This is a genomic window from Saccharospirillum salsuginis (assembly GCF_014651855.1).
In the GTDB taxonomy this organism is placed as follows: domain Bacteria; phylum Pseudomonadota; class Gammaproteobacteria; order Pseudomonadales; family Natronospirillaceae; genus Saccharospirillum; species Saccharospirillum salsuginis.
Window position 1 is genome coordinate 202,447 of record NZ_BMXR01000001.1, and the last position, 19,784, is coordinate 222,230.

Here is a 19,784-nt window from a genome sequence, read left to right on the forward strand (position 1 = left end):
TTCTCCTTCGCCTGCCGGTATCGGACGATCAACGGCCGACACCGGTGGGTGTCATTATTGTTGGTTGACTTTCTGCTGAATGCGCAGGATGACGAACTCGGCCGGTTTCAGCGGTGCGAAACCGACGACGATGATCACCTGGCCCCGGTCGATATCACCCTGGGTCATGGTGTCGCCGAGGCCGCATCGCACGAAGTAGGCGTCGTTCGCCGTCGTGCCCTGAAAGGCACCGGCGCGAAACAGGCTGTTCATGAAGGAACCGATGTTGATGCGCAGCGAACTCCACAAGGGATCGGCATTGGGTTCGAAAACCGCCCATTGAATGCCGTTGTAGATGCTTTGCTCGATGTAGATGGCGGTGCGTCGAACCGGGACATAACGCCATTCGGGGCTAGCCTTGGTGGCCAGGGTGCGAGCGCCCCAGACGACGCGACCGTAGCCGGCACGATGGCGGATGCAGTTAACGCCAAGGGGGTTGAGCACACTTTGTTCGAGGTCTTCCACATTGTACTGCAGACCGGCGGCATTGATGCGCGCCTCGACGCCCGCCGGGGCTTTCCAGACACCGCGTTTGCCATCGGTCTGGGTCCACAAACCAGCCGCGATCGATGACGGCGGAATGTTGATGGTGGATGGTGCCGTCGGGTTTCGATCGGGATCGTAAAGCGGATTGCGAACGGTCACCCAGGGATAATACAACGCCGTATACGTCGAGGTCGGCAAACTCATGTCGGTGACTTCCACCGGCGTGTCCAGCTCCGGTGTGTCGGGCGGATCGACAATCAGAACGGATCGGCCGTGCGTTTCGCAAAACGTCACCGTATTGCTGATGACGGCATTGCCCGTGCCGTCGTTGGCCCATTGCTCACCCGGCAGCACCATGATGGAAAAATCACGGTATTTGCGCAGCGTCGTATTGTAAAAACTGGTGTAATCGGCCGCATCCGGTGTTCCGGAGCTGCCGGCGGTATCGGTATTGAGCTGGGTTCCGTTGGGCAGCGTCTCATCGGGCCGCCCGGAAGCACCCGCCTCGAGGCTGACTTGTATCAGGTTGGAACCGCCGTTGATGACTTTTTCGAAAAAGGTATCGTCGGTCGGATCGGTCGTCAGCCCTTCGAACGTTTCACCGTGCAACGCCTCAAACGGACCGGTGTTGTTTTCACGCGTACCAACCGTCAGGTTGAATTCATCCGCCGTCGCACCATGCTCGATCAGAATATGAAGATCGTTAGCCCAGGCACCCACGCTGCTGGCAGAAACGGTCAACACGTCGCCCGAGCCGTTGCCCAATGTTGTGGACGCGGCGACCGGCGTCGTGTCGGCATCCACCACGCGGCAGATATACGCCGCTTGTCCACCGTTTTGGTAGAACGCGCGTACCGCGAGTGCCATATGGTCGGTCGGATTACCGGATCCATCGGTTGTTGGGGACACCCCCGTACCTGAGGTCGGGTCAGCGAAGTGGGCGACATAATCGTCCCAACTGCCGATACGAACGGGTTCATTGGCGGGGCCACGGAACGGACGTCCGACGAAGGCCGTGACCGAAGTCGGCACGCCCTCGATCGGGCGAGCGCCACTGGGGATTTCTTCGATATAAACGCCCGGGGTGAGATAACTTGGCATGCGGTTGCCTCCGGTTATCCGAACCGGGCAAAAGAACCGCATACTCCTCAGATGCCCGATCCAGTGTCAGTTTCCATTCGGTGCCAGAGCCGGCGAACGGATGGCTCTTGCGTCCCTCATATTCCAGATCACTGAAGGCTGGAAATCTGAGTCGCGACGTTCCGCTACTCCAATCTACGACGATTCGTTACAGCGTGACGACCACTACAGATTCGCGGAGTCCTCAACGAGGACTTCAATCACAACAATTAGAAGAGGCGGACAGAGTTGTCAAAAATTTTTCGTGGAAGTGTGACGCAGGCGAGGTTTTATGGGTTGACTGTTCGGTCAGCGAGGGTGGCGGAACCACCCTCGATCAGACGACTTACTAGACCTTGCGTGCCCAGACTTCCTTCAAACCAATGGTCTTGTTCAGTACCAACTGGCCGGCCTTGGTCTCGTGCCGGTCGACCACGAAATAGCCCTCGCGTTCGAACTGGAACGAGCTTTCGGGCGCGGCGTCGGCCAGGCTCGGCTCCACGATGCATCCGGTCAGTACCTTCAGAGATTCCGGGTTGATGTGACGCAGGAAGTCGTCGCCACCCCGGTCTGGCGTTTCGTGGTTGAACAGTCGATCGTACAAACGCACTTCCGCCGGCAGGCCTTCACTGGCCGATACCCAGTGGATCACACCGCGCGGACGAACGCCTTCCGGTGCGTCGGCGCCGACGGTGCCTTCGATGACTTTGGCGCGAATTTCGACGATCTCGCCGTTGTCGTCCTTGATGACCTCATCCGCATGAATGATGTAGGCGTTGCGCAGGCGCACCCATTCACCCAGCACCAGTCGTTTGAACTTCTTGCGCGACAGGGTGTTGTCTTCGTTGAAGTCCGACCGGTCGATGTAGATCTCTTTGGTGAACGGCAATTCGCGTTCGCCGAGGTCGTCGCGGTTCGGGTGACCCGGTGCGGTGAACACTTCGCGGTGGTCGTCCGGCAGGTTGGTGAAAACCACTTTGAGCGGGTCCAGCACCGCCATGGCTCGCGGGGCGTTTTCGTTCAGGTCTTCGCGGATGGCGAACTCGAGCATGCCCAGGTCGACCACACCGCCGGCGCGACTGGTTCCGACCATGTCGGCGAAGTTGCGCAAGGCGCGCGGTGTGATGCCGCGACGGCGCATACCGCTGATGGTGGGCATGCGCGGGTCGTCCCACCCGTCGACGATGCCTTCATCGACCAGACGCTTCAATTTGCGTTTGGAGGTGACCGTGTAGTTGACGTTCAGGCGCGCGAACTCGTACTGGCGCGGCTTGGCCGGCACCGGCAGTTTGTCGATGAACCAGTCGTACAAGGGACGGTGGTCTTCGAACTCCAAGGTGCAGATGGAGTGGGTGATGCCTTCGAGTGCGTCGGACTGGCCGTGGGCGAAGTCGTAGCTCGGGTAGATGCACCACTTGTCACCGGTCTGGTGGTGTTCCTTCTTGCGGATCCGGTAGATGATCGGGTCGCGCAGGTTCATGTTGGGCGAGGCCATGTCGATCTTGGCGCGCAGGACGCACTCGCCTTCGGCGAATTCACCGTTTTTCATACGCGTGAACAGGTCGAGGTTTTCCTCGACACTGCGGTCGCGATAGGGGCTGTTCTTGCCCGGTTCGGTCAGTGTGCCCCGGTATTCGCGCGCTTCGTCGGCGTTCAGGTGGCAGACGTAGGCGTCGCCGTTGTTGATCAGATGAACGGCCCAGTCGTAGAGCTGGTCGAAATAGTCCGAGGTGTATTTCTCGCGCCCCTTCCAGTGAAAGCCGAGCCAGTTGATGTCGGCCTTGATGGAGTCGATGTATTCCTGCTCTTCCTTCTCGGGATTGGTGTCGTCGAACCGCAGGTTGCATTCACCGCCGAATTGTTGCGCCAGACCGAAGTTCACGCAGATGGATTTGGCGTGGCCGATGTGCAGGTAGCCGTTGGGCTCCGGCGGGAAGCGGGTCACGATCTGGTCGTGTTTGCCGCTGGCCAGGTCCTCTTCGATGATGGTGGCGAGAAAGTTGGACGGCTTGTCACTCATTTAATGGTGGCTCCATTTGCGGTCTTAGTCTGGTTGAAAGTCAGTGGCTTAACCCGCGATTGGTGTCGGGGGATACTCCCTCGGGGTCGCGCGGAACGCCGCCCGCTCAACCCGTCCATGGGGGCTTGGCGGCAGCATCCTTGCTGCCGACATCCCCGAGTGAGTATCCCCCGACACCACTCGCTAGCCCTGGCAGGTCAATTCAAGTGTGGTCATTTGGTCCCCTCTCCCGCTGGCGGGAGAGAGTTAGGGAGAGGGTGGAGCGCCAATGGCGCTAAAACCCGGCCATCCCGGCTTTTCTCCAAAATGGAAAAAAGGATGTTTTGTCTAAATGCGTCTTCGGCAAACCCGATCAAGCCGGGTGGTTGCAAGATTATGCTATGAACCGGCGATTATACCGGTTCTGACCCCGCTGAGTAGAGCTGGCGGGGCCTGTGTTGGATTACCGTGTCAATTCACGGTGCCAGTCGCCTCACTGCGCCACTGGTCCCACGCCTCAAGAACCGGGTCAGCGGCCCAGATCTGGGGGTTGGAGGGGTCGTGGCCTTCGTTGGTTTCGCGCTGGGTGACGGCGGTCTTGGCGTCCGCGAAGACGGCGTCGAGGGGTTTGTCGAGGGTGAAGGCGGTTTCGAAGAAGGCGCGGCCAAAGTAAGTCATGGTCTCTTCGTTCGAGCAGCCGAACGAGGGGCGGTCCGCCGCGGCGGCGGTGATGATGACGGTATCGTCCCGGCTCAGTTCGGGAACGAAGCCGCCGGAGTAGCAGGCGGAGATGACGACGACCTTGTTCTGGGGCGCTTCGCTGAGGATGCGGTCGAGTTCCTCGGGGTCGATCCCCGGCAGGGTGAGGTTCGAGTTGAAGTCGACGGACAGTTCGTGCTCCGGACTGCCGTGGCTGGTGAGGTAGAGGAAAATCAGGTCTTCCTCGCCCAGGCGTTTGCCGAGGGTGCGGACAAAGTGGCGCAGGCTGGTCTCGGTGGCGAGCGGGAAGTTGTCGTCGTCCTGCAATTCGTTGGCGAGCGTGACCAGTCGGCCATCGAAGGCGGGCATGTCGGTGAGTTGAGCGTCGATGGTTTCCACCTCGGTACGAAACACCGTCTCGGCGTTACTCAACGCCGCCAGCACGGTATACACCTCGGCCGTGTCCGGCGTTTGCTCCACCAGCCGCTTCAACTGCTCATCCACCAAGGTCCGCTGGGTATAGAGCGCCCGTTCCAGGCGTTCCTGCTGCTCCGCCCAGTCCCGTTCGTAGGCCGCCTGCCCGTCCTCACCGACGAATTCCCCGTATTCGAACTCACCGGCCAACACCGCACCCTCGACCGGCGTCATACGCCCTTCCCCGTGCGGCTGCCAACCGCGTAATTCGCCCTCGTAAACCGAGCCATCGCTGTAAGTGATCGTCCCCTTCGGCAAGCGATCCTGAACAAAATCGCCTTCATAAACGGTTCCATCCGAGGTCGTCATCCGCCCCTCACCGTTCATCTCGCCTTCCTCGAACCGACCCTCGTACACCGTCCGGTTCCGAAACGTCAGTTGGCCTTCCCCGTGAAACCGCCGCTTCTCGAACTCCCCTTCGTAACTCTCACCGTCGGGAAAATGCAGCACCCCCCGAACCCACTGCCCATCGCGGTACTCCCCCTGAAACACGCGACCATCCAGTAAAGTCTCAGTGCCCTCGCCATGCTTCAACCCCCGTTTGAACTCACCGACATAGTAAGTCCCATCCGGCCAATCGATGCGCCCTTCCCCATGCATCCGATCGTTTTTCACCTCGCCCTCGTACTGGCCACCATCGGGTGTCACCAGGGATGCAGCGGATACGGAACCCATCAAAACCAGGGCAAGCAACGTGGAAAGGTACTTTAGAACCAAGGGGATATTCCTTTGTCAGAGGGTCGGGAACCCGATTGTAACGAGGGCAATGAGAGTTAGCGAATGAAGCCAAATGTACTGATTATCCAACATGGCAGGGTAAGCGACGCATGCCCGTTATTCGGATAACCCATATTGCGGTGGCTACCAGGACTAGCGACTGATGCGGGGTGTTCTCATCCGGGGGTGTGCGAGGCATGGATGCCGAGGTCAAGCCCCCATGGATGGGTACACGGCGACCCCGGATGAGCACACCCCGCAGCAGGCGCGGATTCAAGGCAACCAACCTACCCAAACAAGGGTTGATTCAACCACAACATCCAATTACTGTACATCCATACAGAAACCACCTCATCATCATGCGTTTATTCATTGCCGAGAAACCCAGTCTGGCCAGGGCCATCGCCGACGCCCTCCCCGGCCCCAAGCAAAAAGCCGACGGCCACATCAAAGCCGGCGACGACACCGTCACCTGGTGCATCGGCCACCTCCTCGAACAAGCCGAACCGGACGCCTACAACCCCGCGTTCAAACAATGGTCCCACGACCATCTGCCCATTATTCCCGACCAGTGGCAATGGGTGCCCAAATCGAAAACCCGAGGCCAGCTCAGCGTATTGCGCAAACTGGTCAAAAGCGCCGACCGGATCGTCCATGCCGGCGACCCCGACCGCGAAGGTCAGTTGCTGGTCGACGAAGTCATCGACTACCTCAAAGTACCCAAGGCCAAGAAAGCCAGCATGCAGCGCTGCCTGATTGCCGACCTCAATCCCTCGGCCGTCAAGCGCTCCCTCGCCAACCTCAAACCCAACGCGGACTACAGGGCACTGTCCACATCGGCCCTCGCCCGGGCCCGCGCCGACTGGCTATACGGCATGAACCTGACCCGCGCCTTCACGCTGCAGGGCCAAACCGTCGGCTATCGGGGTGTGCTCTCGGTCGGCCGCGTGCAGACGCCAGTGCTTGGCCTTGTGGTAAGGCGCGACGAAGCCATCGACGCCTTTGTCAGCCAGCCCTACTTCGACGTCTGGGCCAACCTGGAAACCGAAAAAGGCGACCACTTCAAGGCGAAATGGGAGCCAAGCGAAGCCTGCGAACCCTGGCTCGACGAACACCGCCGCAACCTGTCATTGCCACTGGCGAAAAACGTCGTCCAGCGCATCTCCAACCAGCCGGCCCAGGTCGAAGACTGCAACCGCCAGACCAAGCGGCAAGCACCGCCGCTACCGCATTCGTTGTCCAGCCTGCAAATGGAAGCCAACCGTGTATTCGGTCTCGGCGCCCAACAGGTCCTGGACCTCTGCCAGAGTCTGTACGAGACCCACAAGGCCATCACCTACCCGCGTTCCGACAGCCGACATTTGCCGCAAGAGCATTTTGCCGAGGCGCCCAAAATCCTGACATCCGTAAAAAACAGCCTGCTGCAATTGGGTGAAACCGGCGCGGAAGCCGCCTGGCCAACACTGGACCAGAGCCGCAAGAGCAAGGCCTGGAACGACGCCAAGGTCGGTGCCCACCACGCCATCATCCCGACCGAGCGGGTCGTTCAGCGGCTGAATCCACAGGAAAAGCAAGTCTATTGGCTGGTCAGCCGCGCCTATCTCACCCAGTTCATGCCACCCTGGATTCGCCGTGAGACGGACGCCACCATCACCATCGCCGGCGGCACCTTCAAGGCCAGGGACAGCCAGACCCAGGACCCGGGCTGGAAGGTGCTTTACCCCAGCCGTGCCAAAAAAGAGGAAGAACCAACCCCACCGCTACCGCCGTTGGAGAATGGCCAGCCACTGCGCTCGCATCAGGGCGAGATCGTCGAGAAACACACCTCGCCACCCAAGCCGTTTACCGAAGCCACGCTCCTGGCCGCCATGACCGGCATCGCCCGCTTCGTGAAAGACCCGGCCCTGAAAGCCGTGCTCAAAGACACCGACGGTCTCGGCACCGAAGCCACCCGGGCCGGCATCATCGAGCTGTTGTTCAAACGGGGGTTTCTCAAACGCGAGGCCAAGAACATTCGCAGCACCGAGGCCGGCCGTGCCATCATCCAGGCGCTGCCGGACGCCCTGACCGAACCGGACCGCACCGCACGCTGGGAATCCCTGCTCGCCGACATCGCCGGGCAGAAAGCGCGCTATGAGGATTTGATGCAACCACTGGTAGCTGAACTCGGGGAACTGACCGGCCGGTTTCGGCAACTGGTTCCCTCGGGCTTGAAGGGGCTGCCGGCGACTGGAAAAGCGGGCGGGCGGCGCAAAGGTCGAAAAAAAGGCGGTTACACCAAGCGCAAAAGAACGGCCGCCACTTCATCGTGATCGAACTCAGGAGGAACGCATGGCGATCAAACGCATCTGGCACGGCTGGACGACCCGGGACAACGCGGACAAATACCAGTCTGTTCTGCTCAATGAGGTGATTCCCGGCATCGAAGCCAAACAGATCACCGGCTTCCGGAAAATCGAAGTACTGCGAAAGGACAATGGTGAAGAGATCGAATTCGTGACCATCATGACCTTCGATTCCCTGCAAAATGTGAAAGACTTCCAGGGTGAAGACTACACTCGTTGCTATGTACCGGATGTCGCCCAGGCGGTATTGAAACGCTGGGATCAGCATTCCACCCATTACGACGCCATCGACACGCGAGATTTTTAACGAACAGGAGCCCAACCATGACACACGCGATTCGCATTCACGAACCCGGCGGACCAGAAAACCTCCGTTGGGACGAAGTCGACATCGGCGAACCCGGCCCGGGCCAGGTACGGCTGAAACAGAACGCCGTTGGCCTGAACTACATCGACGTCTACATGCGCACCGGCCTCTACCCGATGCCGGAATACCCCGCCACGCTCGGTATGGAAGCGGCCGGCACCGTCGAGACCATTGGTGACGGCGTCACCCATCTGAAAGCCGGCGACCGGGTGGCCTACCCGATGACTCCCGGTGCATACGCCGAAGCACGACTGATCGACGCCGAAAAGCTGGTCAAACTGCCGGACGAGATCGACGATCGAACCGCGGCGGCGATGATGCTGAAAGGGCTGACCGCGCACTATCTGTTATTCCGCACCTACCCGGTGAAGTCCGGCGACACCATTCTGGTGTATGCCGCCGCCGGCGGGGTTGGCCTGCTGCTGTGCCAATGGGCCAAGCATCTGGGTGCGACCGTAATCGGCTGTGTCGGATCGGAAGACAAAGCCAAACTGGCTCAGGCAAATGGCTGCGACCACATCATCTACTACAACCGGGAGAACATCGCCGAACGGGTGCGGGAACTGACCCATGGCGAAGGCGTCGCCGTGGCGTACGATTCGATCGGCAAGGACACCTTCGAGGCCTCGCTGGACTCACTGCGGCCGTTCGGCGTACTCGCTTCGTACGGCAACGCCACCGGCCCGGTGGAACCGTTCAGCCCGGCTATTCTGGCGCCGAAAGGGTCGTTGTATGTGACGCGGCCGACCCTGGCGACGCACGTGGCGACGCGGGCCTTGTTGGAGGAAGGAGCGAACCGTTTGTTCGAGGCTGTGCGGTCCGGTGTGTTGAAGATTAATGTGAATCAAACCTATGCGTTGAAGGATACCGCGCAGGCACATCGAGATTTGGAGGCACGCAAAACAACCGGCTCGACCGTGTTGTTGCCGTAGCCCCGCAAATGTAGGGCAGAAGAGCCCGAAGGGCGTTATCTGCCGCTGGAAGAATAATGTGCCGAAATTTGCTCCATCGGCACATTCTTAACGGCAGATTACGCCCTTCGGGCTCTTCTGCCCTACTCCCCTTCATCACCCCTGTGGTATCTGAACCTCCATGCCGTCAGGGTTCAACTTCTGCCACGCCTCTTCCAAATCGGCTTTAACCTTCTCGGCTTCGGCCTCCGAATACCCCATGTGCGGAATGAACTGCAACAATTGCGGAATCGGGAAGCCGAGCGCGATGCCGTACATGGGATGGTCCTGTTCGAACTTCATCCGTTCGAAGATCGGTTGCAGGATGTCCGCAGTCCGGTCATCCGCCAGCCAGTCCTGAACGGTATCGTTGAGGGTCGGCAGGATGCGCACTTCGGTGTCGGATTCGACTTCGATGCGATGGGTCAGCCGGATGTCGCGTGACGAGACACCCACCCGCAACTCGAATTCACCACTTTCAACGGCCCAGCGACCCAGATGGGGCACATAGTAGGCAAAGGCATGCTCATCGAGGGTGAGTGTGACTTCTCGCTGTTCGCCCGGTGCCAACGTCACTTTCGCACAGGCCTTCAACTCATGTTCGGGGCGTCGGTAAGTGCTCGCTTCGTCGTGAACGTAGAGCTGGACGACCTCGGCACCTTCCCGGTCGCCGACATTGGTGACCCTGACCCGGGCGTGTCGTTGTTCCGCGTCGTAAGTGAGGTCCGACAGTTCGAACCGGGTGTAGCTCAGGCCGTGTCCGAAGGGGTACTGAACGGGCAAGGTTTTGGTGTCGTAATAGCGATACCCCGTGAACAGCCCTTCGGAATAGTGGACCGTGTCTTTCGAGCCGGGAAAGGTCTCATACGTCGGGTTGTGTTCGAGCCGGACCGGGAAGGTCTCGCTGAGCTTTCCGGACGGACTGACCTCGCCGAAGAGAACCCTGGCCAATGCCTCGCCACCGCCTTCGCCGGGCAACCAGGCCTGAATCATGGCCGGGGTGTGCGCTTCGAACTGCCGGGTTTCGACAGCCGAGCCGCTGTGCACCACCACCACCAGGTTGGGGTTGGCCCGGGCCACGGCCTCGATCAGCTGCAGATGATCCGGCGCCAGTTTCATATCGGCCCGGTCGAACCCTTCGCTTTCCATCGAATCGGTGGTACCGGTCAGCAGGACGACCTTGTCGACGATTTCGGCCAACGCCACGGCTTCGCCCAGTTCCTCCTCGGTGACTTCGGTGCCGGTATAACCGGTGGCCCACTGGACGGTGGTGCGCTCGCCCACGGCGGTGAACGCATCGACCAGATGGCGCGGTGTCATGTGGGAGCTGCCGCCACCCTGGAAACGCGGTAAATGGGCGAATTCACCGATGACGCCGACGGATTCTTCAGTGGACAGCGGCAACAGGCTGTTGTCGTTCTTGAGCAGGACCATGCTCTCGGTCGCGACCCGGACCGCCAGTTCGTGGTGGCGATCCCAATCCGGGTGGGCGTCGCGACGTTCTTCAACGCAGCGCTGAATCAGTTTCAGTACATTCAGGGCCCGTTCGTTCAATGCGACTTCTGTCATCAGGCCGCTGTCCAGGGCAGCGATCAGCTCCTGGTCGCGCAGGCCCGGTCCGGGCATTTCCAGGTCGAGGCCGTTGGCGTGGGCGCTGACCTTGTCTTTCACGGCGACCCAGTCGGACATGACCAGGCCGTCGAACTGCAACTGGTCGCGCAGGATGCGGTGCAGCAAGTCCGGGGACTGGCAGGCGTGCACGCCGTTGACGGCATTGTAGGCCCCCATGACGGTCCAAGGTCTGGCTTCGCGAATCGCCTTGGCGAAGGGTTCGACGTAAAGCTCCTGCAGAGTGCGCTCATCGATCTCGGCGTTGATCAGGAAACGGCGGGTTTCCTGCTCGTTACCGGCGAAGTGTTTGATGCAGGCGCCGACGCCGCGCGATTGCAGGCCCCGGACAAAGGCGGTGGCCATGGCGCCGGTGAGAAAGGGGTCTTCGGAGAAGTATTCGAAGTTACGCCCGCCCAAGGGGGTGCGTTTGCCGTTCAAACCGGGGCCGAGCAGGACGGAGACGCCCATGGATTGGCATTCGTCGCCCATGGCGGCGGCGGCCTGTTCGATCAGGTCCGGGTTCCAGGTGGCTGCCATGGCGGCTTCGACGGGGAAGACGGTGGCTGGCCGGGCACTGCCATCGAGGGCCTGAGAGTCGCTGAGGCGGACGCCGTGGGGACCGTCGGTCAGGGTGACCTCGGGGATGTTCAGTCGTTCGATACCGTGCAGGTGCCAGGCATCGGCGCCGCACAGCAGGCGGACTTTTTCGTCCCGGGTGAGTTGGTCCAATACGGCTTGAGGGTCAAACACGGCGCTACTCCTATCCAGTTGATGGCGGAATTGTAACCGGTTTCAGAGTGATACCCAATGTGTGGCTCGGTGGTAAAACCCGCACCGGCGACCAGGTAGACCTAATCGGGTGGTGCGACACATCGCTCGCCATGAACCCATCCATGGGGGCTTGACGGCAGCCATGCATGGCTGCCGACACCGAAGCGTCGGACCGCCCCGAATAGGAACACCCGGCACCCGACGCTAGCCAATTGTGGAGCCAGGCCTACTTGTGACCCAATAAAAGTCTCGTAGGGTGGGCACTGCCCACCATGGACACATACCTAAACTCCGGATTTTCACCAAGCTTGACCGTAGATCGCGTGATGCATACTACGAACTGGTGGGCAATGCCCACCCTACCCGACTTCTCTCGTGCAGCTTTCCAGCTCAACTTTGAGACCGTGTAATCCGCTGACGCGCTTCGAGATAGTCCGGCATTTTGCCTTCATCCTCGTAACACGGATCGCCGTCCTCGATGCGGATGATCTTGGACCCGGGGACGTAGGGGATGCTGGATTCCACTTCCTGCAGAGCCGTGTGCAACAGGTCGGCCATCACCGTCTCGACCGGCTGTTCATACACCTCAGCCAGCGCTTCCAGTTTGGCCAAATCCGTTTTGCTGAGGCTGACGGGTGTGGACACCAACTCCCGAGCCTGCTGGCGCTTTTCTTCCCATTCATTCAAGACGGAACTGAAACGACTGTTGGACATGCAAACCTCCTTAACAACACACGACAATGGATACGTGTTGATAAGCAAAGGTTAGTCCGGGGTTGGAAGGGGTTCCAATCAAGAGTGCGGGTTGGCGATGTAAATTCTGACGGACGACAGTAGGGCAGAAGAGCGACAGCGTTATCTGCCGGGGGAGAAGGCGGTGCCAGTGGCTCAACCACTGGCTCTGTATACTTTCCACGGCAGATAACGCTGTCGCTCTTCTGCCCTACAAACTGCTCACAGGAAAAACGGGACCAACTCGGAGAGTTTCCGTTCCCGGATCAACCCGGCCGCTTTCTGAATATCCGGCGCGAAGTACCGGTCCTTGTCGTAGAACGGGACCTGACCGCGCAGCACCGATTTGGCGCTCTCGAGGACGTCGCTGCTTTTGTTCGGTGCGCGGAAGTCGAGCCCCTGGGCGGCGGCGAGCCATTCGATGGCGAGGATGCCTTCGACGTTTTCGTAGATGTCGGCCAGTCGGCGGCCGGCGAAGGTGGCCATGGAGACGTGGTCTTCCTGGTTGGCGGAGGTCGGCAGCGAGTCGATGGAGGCCGGGTGGGCCAGGGTTTTGTTTTCGCTGGCGAGCGCGGCGGAGGTGACCTGGGCCAGCATGAAGCCGGAGTTGACGCCGCCGTTTTCGACCAGGAAAGGAGGCAAGCCGCTGAGGTTGCTGTCGATCAACAGGGCCATGCGGCGTTCGGACAGTGAGCCAATCTCGGCCAGGGCGATGGCGAGCATGTCAGCGACCATGGCGACCGGTTCGGCGTGGAAGTTGCCGCCGGAGAGGATGTCGTTTTCCTCGGCAAACACCAGGGGGTTGTCGGAGACGCCGTTGGCTTCGGTTTCCAGCACGCCGGCGGCGTATTCGATCTGTTGCAGGCAGGCGCCCATGACCTGCGGCTGGCAGCGCAGGGAGTACGGGTCCTGCACTTTGGCGCAGTGTTCGTGCTCGTGTTCGATCTCGGATTCGCCGAGGACCTCGCGGTAGCGGCGCGCCATTTCGATCTGGGCCTTGTGGCCGCGCACGTCGTGGATGCGCGCGTCGAAAGGTTTGCGCGAGCCCATGGCGGCGTCGACGGACATGGCGCCGATCAGCAGGGCCGAGGTCAGGGCGTTTTCGGCGTCGAACAGGCCTTCAAGCGCGAAGGCGGTCGAGGCCTGGGTGCCGTTCAACAGCGCGAGGCCTTCTTTTGGCGCCAGGGTGATGGGTTCGACACCAAGATGGGCCAGGGCTTCGGAGGCGGGAACGCGCTCGCCGCCAAGGAAGGCTTCGCCCTCGCCCAGCAGGACGGCGCTCATGTGCGCCAACGGCGCCAGGTCGCCGGATGCGCCGACCGAGCCTTTTTGCGGAATAGCCGGGTATATCCCGGCGTTGACCAGTTCCACCAGACGCTGCACGACCTCGCGGCGAATTCCGGAATAGCCGCGCGCCAGGGAGTTGACCTTCAGCACCATCAGCAACCGTACGGTCGCCGGTTTCATGAATTCACCGATGCCGGCCGCGTGCGACAGGACGATGCTGCGCTGCAGGGTTTCGAGTTCCTCGGGCGCGATCCGGGTGTTAGCCAGAAGGCCAAAGCCGGTGTTGATGCCGTAGACGGTGCGGCCTTCGGCCAGCACGCGGCTGACGGTCTCGGCCGATCGGTCCATACCCGGAAAACAGGCCGGATCCAGTTCGACGCGGACCGAGCCCTGACGCACCCGGCGTAGGTCTCCCAGGGTCAACTGGCCCGGTTGTATCGTCAGTGTGTCCGTCATTATTTCTTCTCCCGGTTGAGCATCGGCAGGTCGAGATTGTTCTCTTCCGCGCAGCGAATAGCAATGTCGTAACCGGCATCGGCGTGACGCATGACGCCGGTGGCCGGGTCGTTGTGCAGAACGCGTTCGATGCGTTTGCGCGCGGCCTCGGTGCCGTCGCAGACGATGACGACACCGGCATGCTGACTGAAGCCCATGCCGACGCCGCCGCCGTGGTGCAGGCTGACCCAGGTGGCGCCGCCGGCCGTGTTGAGCAGGGCGTTCAGCAGCGGCCAGTCGGAGACGGCATCGGAGCCGTCCTGCATGCCTTCGGTTTCGCGGTTCGGCGAGGCGACGGAGCCGCTGTCCAGGTGGTCGCGGCCGATAACGACCGGGGCTTTGAGTTCGCCGTTGGCGACCATTTCGTTGAAAGCGAGACCCAGGCGGGCACGGTCTTTCAAACCGACCCAGCAGATGCGCGCCGGCAGGCCCTGGAACTGGATGCGCTCGCGCGCCATGTCGAGCCAGTTGTGCAGGTGCGGGTCGTCCGGGATCAGTTCCTTGACCTTGGCGTCGGTCTTGTAGATGTCTTCCGGGTCGCCGGACAGGGCGGCCCAGCGGAACGGGCCGATGCCCTGGCAGAACAACGGACGGATGTAGGCCGGGACGAAACCGGGAAAGTCGAAAGCGTTCTGGACGCCGACTTCCTGGGCCATCTGGCGGATGTTGTTGCCGTAGTCGAGCGTGGCGGCACCGGCACTTTGCAGGTCGAGCATGGCCTGGACCTGCACGCCCATGCTCTCTTTGGCGGCTTGAACCACACCTGCGGCATCGGTTTTGCGGCGCTCGACGGCCTGTTCCAGTGTCCAGCCCTGGGGCAGATAGCCGTTCAGCGGGTCATGGGCGCTGGTCTGGTCAGTGACGACGTCCGGTGTGACGCCGCGCTTGAACAGTTCGGGGAAGACGTCGGCGGCGTTGGCGAGCAGGCCAATGGAGACGGCTTCGCCCTTGGCTTTGGCGTCGTCGATCATGGTCAGGGCTTCGTCGAGGCTGGTGGCTTTGCGATCGAGATAGCCAGTGCGGATGCGGAAGTCGATGCGCGATTCGTCAACTTCGACGGCGACCATGGAGAAGCCGGCCATGGTGGCGGCCAGTGGCTGGGCGCCGCCCATGCCGCCGAGACCGCCGGTGAGGATCCATTTGCCGGAGGCGTCGCCGTCGAAGTGCTGTCGGGCGACGCTGACGAAGGTTTCGTAGGTGCCCTGGACGATGCCCTGGGAGCCGATGTAGATCCAGGAGCCGGCGGTCATCTGGCCGTACATCATCAGGCCCTGGCGGTCGAGTTCGTTGAAGTGATCCCAGTTGGCCCAGTGCGGGACGAGGTTGGAGTTGGCGATGAGTACGCGCGGGGCATCCGCGTGGGTTTTGAAGACGCCGACAGGTTTGCCGCTCTGGACGAGGAGGGTTTCGTCGTCTTCGAGGCGGGTGAGGGTGTCGACAATGGCGTCGTAGCAGGTCCAGTTGCGGGCGGCCCGGCCGATGCCGCCATACACCACGAGGGATTCGGGGTGTTCGGCGACCTCGGGGTCGAGGTTGTTCATGAGCATCCGCAGGGGGGCTTCGGTGAGCCAGCTTTTGGCGGTCAGTTCGGTGCCGTGCTTGGCGCGGATGATACGGGTCGGGTCGTTGCGGTCTGTGTCAGTCATTGTCTGGTCTCCGGTTTGTCTGGTTCAGTGCCAAGGGGTTGATTTGGCTTAATTCAATTGGGTGCTTTAAATCCGCGCCGGTTGCCGGGGATTCCCATCCGGGGTCGCGCGGGGTGCCGCCCACTCAACCCATCCTTGGGGGCTTGACCGCAGCATCCATGCTGCGCACATCCCCGGCCGGGAACCCCCGGCACCCGTCGCTAACGTTCGTGCTACGTTATTAATTTGATCTCTCTTCTTTGTGCATCCTTGCTGGTGCTGTTGTTTCGTAGGTTGGATTAGCCGCAGGCGTAATCCAACGTTCGCAATTGTGGCTCCCAGCCCTACGCGGACTGATCGTGTTGGATTACGCCTTCGGCTACCGAAACCGGAGTGCCGGACCAGACGTACCGATCCAACCTACCGACTATTCTCGGACGACCTTCGAGTAGTTGTGCTTTCATTTCGGTCCACTATTGATCGTTGGCATGCGTGATAACTCCATCAAAAACGCGTTGGCGCAGCCGACCGGGGGCGATGGCGTAGGCCAGTTCCGCCGGTTGTTCGATATCCCATATGCAAAAATCGGCTCGCTGCCCGGGTTGGATGCTGCCCAGCTGTTCGCTCAGGCCGAGTGCTCTTGCGGCGTTGGCGGTGACGCCCTGTAAGGCTTCGGTCGGGGTGAGGCGGAACAGGGTGCAGGCCATGTTGAGTATGAGGGTGAGCTGGAAGATGGGCGATGATCCTGGGTTGCCGTCGGTGGCGATGGCCATGGGGACCCGGGCCCGGCGCAGGGCGTCGATGGGGGGTACTTGGGTGTCTCGCAGGGTGTAGAAGGCGCCGGGCAGCAGGGTGGCGACGGTGCCGGATTCGGCGATGGCCTGGACGTCGTCTTCGGTGAGCCACTCAATGTGGTCGACGGAAAGGGCGTTGTATTTCGCTGCGAGGCTGGCGCCGCCGAGGTGTGAGAGTTGCTCGACGTGGCCCTTGATCGGCAGGCCGTGTTTGTGGGCGGCCTGGAAGACGCGTTCGGTCTGGTCGAGGTTGAAGGCGATGCCTTCGCAGAAGACGTCGACGGCGTCGGCCAAGCCCTGATCCGCGATGGAGGGGATCATGTCGTTGCAGACGAGGTCGATATAGTCGTCTTTGCGGTCTTTGTATTCCGGTGGCAGGGCGTGGGCACCGAGGAAGGTGGTGACGACGCGCACCGGGTATTGCTCGCCGAGGCGGCGGGCGACGCGGAGCATTTTGGCTTCGTGTTCGGTGGTGAGGCCGTAGCCGGATTTGATTTCGACGGTGGTGACGCCGTCGGCCATCAGGCCTTGCAGGCGTTTGGCGGCGCTGGTGTAGAGGTCGTCCTCGCTGGCCTCGCGGGTGGCGCGCACGGTGCTGATGATGCCGCCGCCCTGCGCGGCGATGTCGGCGTAGCTGGCGCCTTCGAGGCGTTGTTCGAATTCGCCGGCGCGTTGGCCGCCGAAGACCAGGTGGGTATGGCAGTCGATCAGGCCGGGGGTCAGCACACCGCCCTGCCCGGCCACCGGCAGGTCCGCGATGTCGGCGTCGCTCAGTTCATTCATCCGGCAGACACGTTCGATACGGTCGTTGTCGGTGATGACAGCCATGGGGGCGTCGTAGGTACGCTCGCCGTCGAATAGGGTGACGTCGCGCCAGAGTTGTCGGTTTGGATGGGACTGGGGCATTGGATGGCCTCCTCCGATCATTTGTATATACATTTGATCAGAAACCCGTCGATGTCAACCCGGGAATTGTAAAAGGCTGTTATTGGTTGTCCGGGTCATTCACGACAACGACTGCCATCGCCGGATGTAGGTATGATGGACCGAAATGGGTCGGTGTTCGGTTACAGAGGGGTACACAGAGGTCGTTGACAGGCACTGTGCAATTTGTATATACATTTAAAACGGCATGCCAACTACAACAATCACAAAACTGAGAGGTTCACCATGACCCAGTCTGCGACGACCCGGAACCAGCCCGCCTGGCCACTGGCCCTGAAGCTCATCCTGCCCAGCCTGCTCGGGCTCTTTATCTTTTTCACACCCATCCCCATTGGCGACAAGACCACGATTCCGCTGGACCACATCGTCGGTGCCCTGCGCACTCTGTTGGGCGCCGGTGCCGGTTGGTATGCGCTCGGCATGATCGTGGCCGGTGCGATTTATCCGCTGGCGACCGGTCAATGGCGGCGTAATACGACGGAGAAGGTGTTCACCGGTCTCAAGCTGCTCGGCGTGGTGGCGGCAGTCATGGCGATCAGCGGCTGGGGGCCGGCGCTGCTGCACGAGCCGGACATGCTGCCGTTTCTGTACAACAAGCTGGTGATTTCGGTGGGTCTGATAGTGCCAGTGGGCGCTGTGTTCCTGGCGTTGCTGATCGGATACGGCCTGATGCCGCTGGTGGGCGTGCTGTTTCAGCCGCTGATGCGGCCGGTCTGGAAGACGCCGGGACGGTCCGCCATCGATGCCGTGGCGTCCTTTGTCGGCAGCTATTCGATCGGTTTGCTGATCACCAACCGGGTGTACACGGCGGGGCAGTATTCAGCGAAAGAAGCCGCCATCATCGCGACCGGCTTTTCCACGGTGTCGGCGACTTTCATGATCATTGTAGCGCGCACGCTGGACTTGATGTCGCTGTGGAATCTCTATTTCTGGCTGACGCTGTTGATCACCTTCACCGTTACGGCGCTGACCGTTCGCATTCCCCCGCTGCGTGCGATGGACGACTCCAGCTTGCATTCCGAGCCCGAGGTCGCCAAAGGCACACGGCTGCGCACGGCCTGGCAAGCGGGTCTGGATGCCGCCTCCGAGGCGCCGCCGTTGTTCAAGGGCGTGGCGACCAATGTCCGCGAAGGGGTGCTGATGGCCATCAGTATCCTGCCGTCCATCATGTCCGTCGGGTTGATCGGTCTGGTCGTGGCCAAGTACACGCCGGTGTTCGATTGGCTGGGGCTGGTGTTCTATCCGTTCATCGCCGTCTGGGGCTTGCCGGAGGCGATGGAACTGGCGCGCGCGTCGGCGGCGGGTCTGGCCGAGATGTTCCTGCCGGCCTTGTTGATGACCGAAGCCGGTCTGCCGGCGCGGTTTGCGGCCGGTGTGGTGTCGGTGTCCGGAGTTCTGTTCTTTTCGGCCTCGATTCCCTGCATCCTGTCCACGCGGATTCCGCTGGGGGTGGGCCGCATCGTATTGATCTGGCTGATTCGCGTGATCCTGAGCCTCATGCTGGCGGTACCGGCGGGCTATTTGGCCGCCTGGCTGGTCGGCTAGCGACTGGGGTGAATCGAGGCGGACCGGAGCTTGTAGCGGTCCCCCGGGTGTACCAGTCGGGCATAGCTGATCAAATGCTCGTTCGACCAGGTCCGTCGGGTGACGCTGAGACAGGGTTGGTCCGTGGCCATGCGCAGCCATTCGGCTGTGCGCGCATCCGGCAGAACCGCCTCGACGATGTGTTCCAGGTCGGAAATCGGGCTGCTGGCGACCAGGACTTCATTCGGCGTATGCCGGCTGAAGTCCGCCTCCAGGTAGTCCGGCACCCATTTGGGGTTGACGTAACGGTCTTCCAATTGAATGGGCGTATCGTTTTCCAGATGGATGATCAGGGTATGGAACACCCGGGTGCCGACACGGACACCTAGGCGCAACGCGACCTCGTCGTCGGCCGTGATCGCCTCGCTGCGCAACACCTCGTTGGCATAATGGTGACCCCGCTGGCGCACTTCGTCGGCGATATTGCGGACATCGGTCAGGGGGGATTCGGCCTTGCGGTCGGTCACGAAGGTGCCGAGGCCAGCCTGGCGGACCAGGTAGCCCTCCTGAACCAGGTCGCGGATGGCTTTGTTGGCCGTCATCCGGCTGACACCGAATTGTTCGGCCAGTTGTTCTTCCGGCGGAATCTGGTGGTGCGAGGCAAACTCACCGGATTGAATTTTATCCAGCAGATGCTGTTTGATTTGCAGATATCGAGGTTGTCGGTCGGTCACAGGTCGTCAATCAGTCAAAAATTCGGGGTAGCGTTCACATGCCCCGGAACGATAACCTAAAACACCCTCTT

13 protein-coding genes are annotated in these 19,784 nt (G+C 61.2%); 4 read left to right on the top strand and 9 right to left on the bottom strand.

Translation table 11 applies throughout. From position 1 onward, the window contains the following. Nucleotides 1–54 precede the first annotated feature (54 nt). The 3 genes from IE111_RS00895 to IE111_RS00905 form a co-directional block, all read right to left on the bottom strand. Nucleotides 55–1,626: a phage tail sheath family protein gene (locus IE111_RS00895; protein WP_189606608.1), complete on the bottom strand. Its 1,572-nt coding sequence runs from the start codon at nt 1,624–1,626 to the stop codon at nt 55–57. Nucleotides 1,627–1,993: 367 nt separating this feature from the next. Then, nucleotides 1,994–3,664, bottom strand: a complete 1,671-nt coding sequence (locus IE111_RS00900; protein WP_189606609.1) for a glutamine--tRNA ligase/YqeY domain fusion protein — start codon at nt 3,662–3,664, stop codon at nt 1,994–1,996. A gap of 450 nt (nt 3,665–4,114) precedes the next feature. Next, nucleotides 4,115–5,533, bottom strand: coding sequence for a C13 family peptidase (locus tag IE111_RS00905; RefSeq protein WP_189606610.1), 1,419 nt, complete (start codon nt 5,531–5,533; stop codon nt 4,115–4,117). 359 nt (nt 5,534–5,892) lie between these two features. Between IE111_RS00905 and IE111_RS00910 the strand changes: the two genes are divergently transcribed. From IE111_RS00910 to IE111_RS00920, 3 genes are read left to right on the top strand one after another with little or no spacing between them, the layout of a single operon-like run. Beyond that, nucleotides 5,893–7,845, top strand: a complete 1,953-nt coding sequence (locus tag IE111_RS00910) for a DNA topoisomerase III (RefSeq protein ID WP_189606611.1) — start codon at nt 5,893–5,895, stop codon at nt 7,843–7,845. A 19-nt stretch (nt 7,846–7,864) separates the two neighbouring features. After that, on the top strand, nt 7,865–8,185 hold the full coding sequence (locus tag IE111_RS00915; RefSeq protein WP_189606612.1) for an antibiotic biosynthesis monooxygenase: 321 nt from the start codon (nt 7,865–7,867) through the stop codon (nt 8,183–8,185). A 17-nt stretch (nt 8,186–8,202) separates the two neighbouring features. After that, nucleotides 8,203–9,177: a quinone oxidoreductase family protein gene (locus IE111_RS00920; protein WP_189606613.1), complete on the top strand. Its 975-nt coding sequence runs from the start codon at nt 8,203–8,205 to the stop codon at nt 9,175–9,177. Between the two features lie 135 nt (nt 9,178–9,312). Here the strand turns inward: IE111_RS00920 and IE111_RS00925 are convergent, their stop codons facing one another. From IE111_RS00925 to hutI, 5 genes are all read right to left on the bottom strand, one after another. Continuing rightward, complete coding sequence (locus tag IE111_RS00925) at nt 9,313–11,556, bottom strand: beta-glucosidase (RefSeq protein WP_189606614.1); 2,244 nt, start codon at nt 11,554–11,556, stop codon at nt 9,313–9,315. 411 nt (nt 11,557–11,967) lie between these two features. After that, nucleotides 11,968–12,291, bottom strand: coding sequence for a hypothetical protein (locus IE111_RS00930; RefSeq protein WP_189606615.1), 324 nt, complete (start codon nt 12,289–12,291; stop codon nt 11,968–11,970). Between the two features lie 240 nt (nt 12,292–12,531). Then, entirely contained in the window at nt 12,532–14,052 is a 1,521-nt protein-coding gene (hutH, locus tag IE111_RS00935; RefSeq protein ID WP_189606616.1) for a histidine ammonia-lyase, read from the bottom strand. Beyond that, a complete protein-coding gene (hutU, locus tag IE111_RS00940; RefSeq protein WP_189606617.1) occupies nt 14,052–15,737 on the bottom strand; it encodes a urocanate hydratase in 1,686 nt (561 codons plus the stop codon). Before hutU ends, hutH begins: the two co-directional genes overlap by 1 nt. A 452-nt stretch (nt 15,738–16,189) precedes the next feature. Next, a complete protein-coding gene (gene hutI / locus IE111_RS00945; protein ID WP_189606618.1) occupies nt 16,190–17,416 on the bottom strand; it encodes an imidazolonepropionase in 1,227 nt (408 codons plus the stop codon). Between the two features lie 264 nt (nt 17,417–17,680). Between hutI and IE111_RS00950 the strand changes: the two genes are divergently transcribed. Beyond that, a complete protein-coding gene (locus IE111_RS00950) occupies nt 17,681–19,000 on the top strand; it encodes a YjiH family protein (protein ID WP_189606619.1) in 1,320 nt (439 codons plus the stop codon). On the opposite strand, the gene hutC is transcribed toward IE111_RS00950, so the two are convergent. Then, a complete protein-coding gene (gene hutC / locus IE111_RS00955; protein WP_189606620.1) occupies nt 18,997–19,713 on the bottom strand; it encodes a histidine utilization transcriptional repressor HutC in 717 nt (238 codons plus the stop codon). The two genes, IE111_RS00950 and hutC, sit on opposite strands and share 4 nt — an antisense overlap. Between the last annotated feature and the right edge of the window lie 71 nt (nt 19,714–19,784).

Excerpts from the sequence above, each read along its gene's own strand:
- IE111_RS00895 (WP_189606608.1), bottom strand. The coding sequence starts at position 1,626 with ATGCCAAGTTATCTCACCCCGGGCGTTTATATCGAAGAAATCCCCAGT.
- IE111_RS00900 (WP_189606609.1), bottom strand. The coding sequence starts at position 3,664 with ATGAGTGACAAGCCGTCCAACTTTCTCGCCACCATCATCGAAGAGGAC.
- IE111_RS00910 (WP_189606611.1), top strand. The coding sequence starts at position 5,893 with ATGCGTTTATTCATTGCCGAGAAACCCAGTCTGGCCAGGGCCATCGCC.
- IE111_RS00915 (WP_189606612.1), top strand. The coding sequence starts at position 7,865 with ATGGCGATCAAACGCATCTGGCACGGCTGGACGACCCGGGACAACGCG.
- IE111_RS00920 (WP_189606613.1), top strand. The coding sequence starts at position 8,203 with ATGACACACGCGATTCGCATTCACGAACCCGGCGGACCAGAAAACCTC.
- IE111_RS00930 (WP_189606615.1), bottom strand. The coding sequence starts at position 12,291 with ATGTCCAACAGTCGTTTCAGTTCCGTCTTGAATGAATGGGAAGAAAAG.
- hutH (WP_189606616.1), bottom strand. The coding sequence starts at position 14,052 with ATGACGGACACACTGACGATACAACCGGGCCAGTTGACCCTGGGAGAC.
- hutU (WP_189606617.1), bottom strand. The coding sequence starts at position 15,737 with ATGACTGACACAGACCGCAACGACCCGACCCGTATCATCCGCGCCAAG.
- hutI (WP_189606618.1), bottom strand. The coding sequence starts at position 17,416 with ATGCCCCAGTCCCATCCAAACCGACAACTCTGGCGCGACGTCACCCTA.
- IE111_RS00950 (WP_189606619.1), top strand. The coding sequence starts at position 17,681 with ATGACCCAGTCTGCGACGACCCGGAACCAGCCCGCCTGGCCACTGGCC.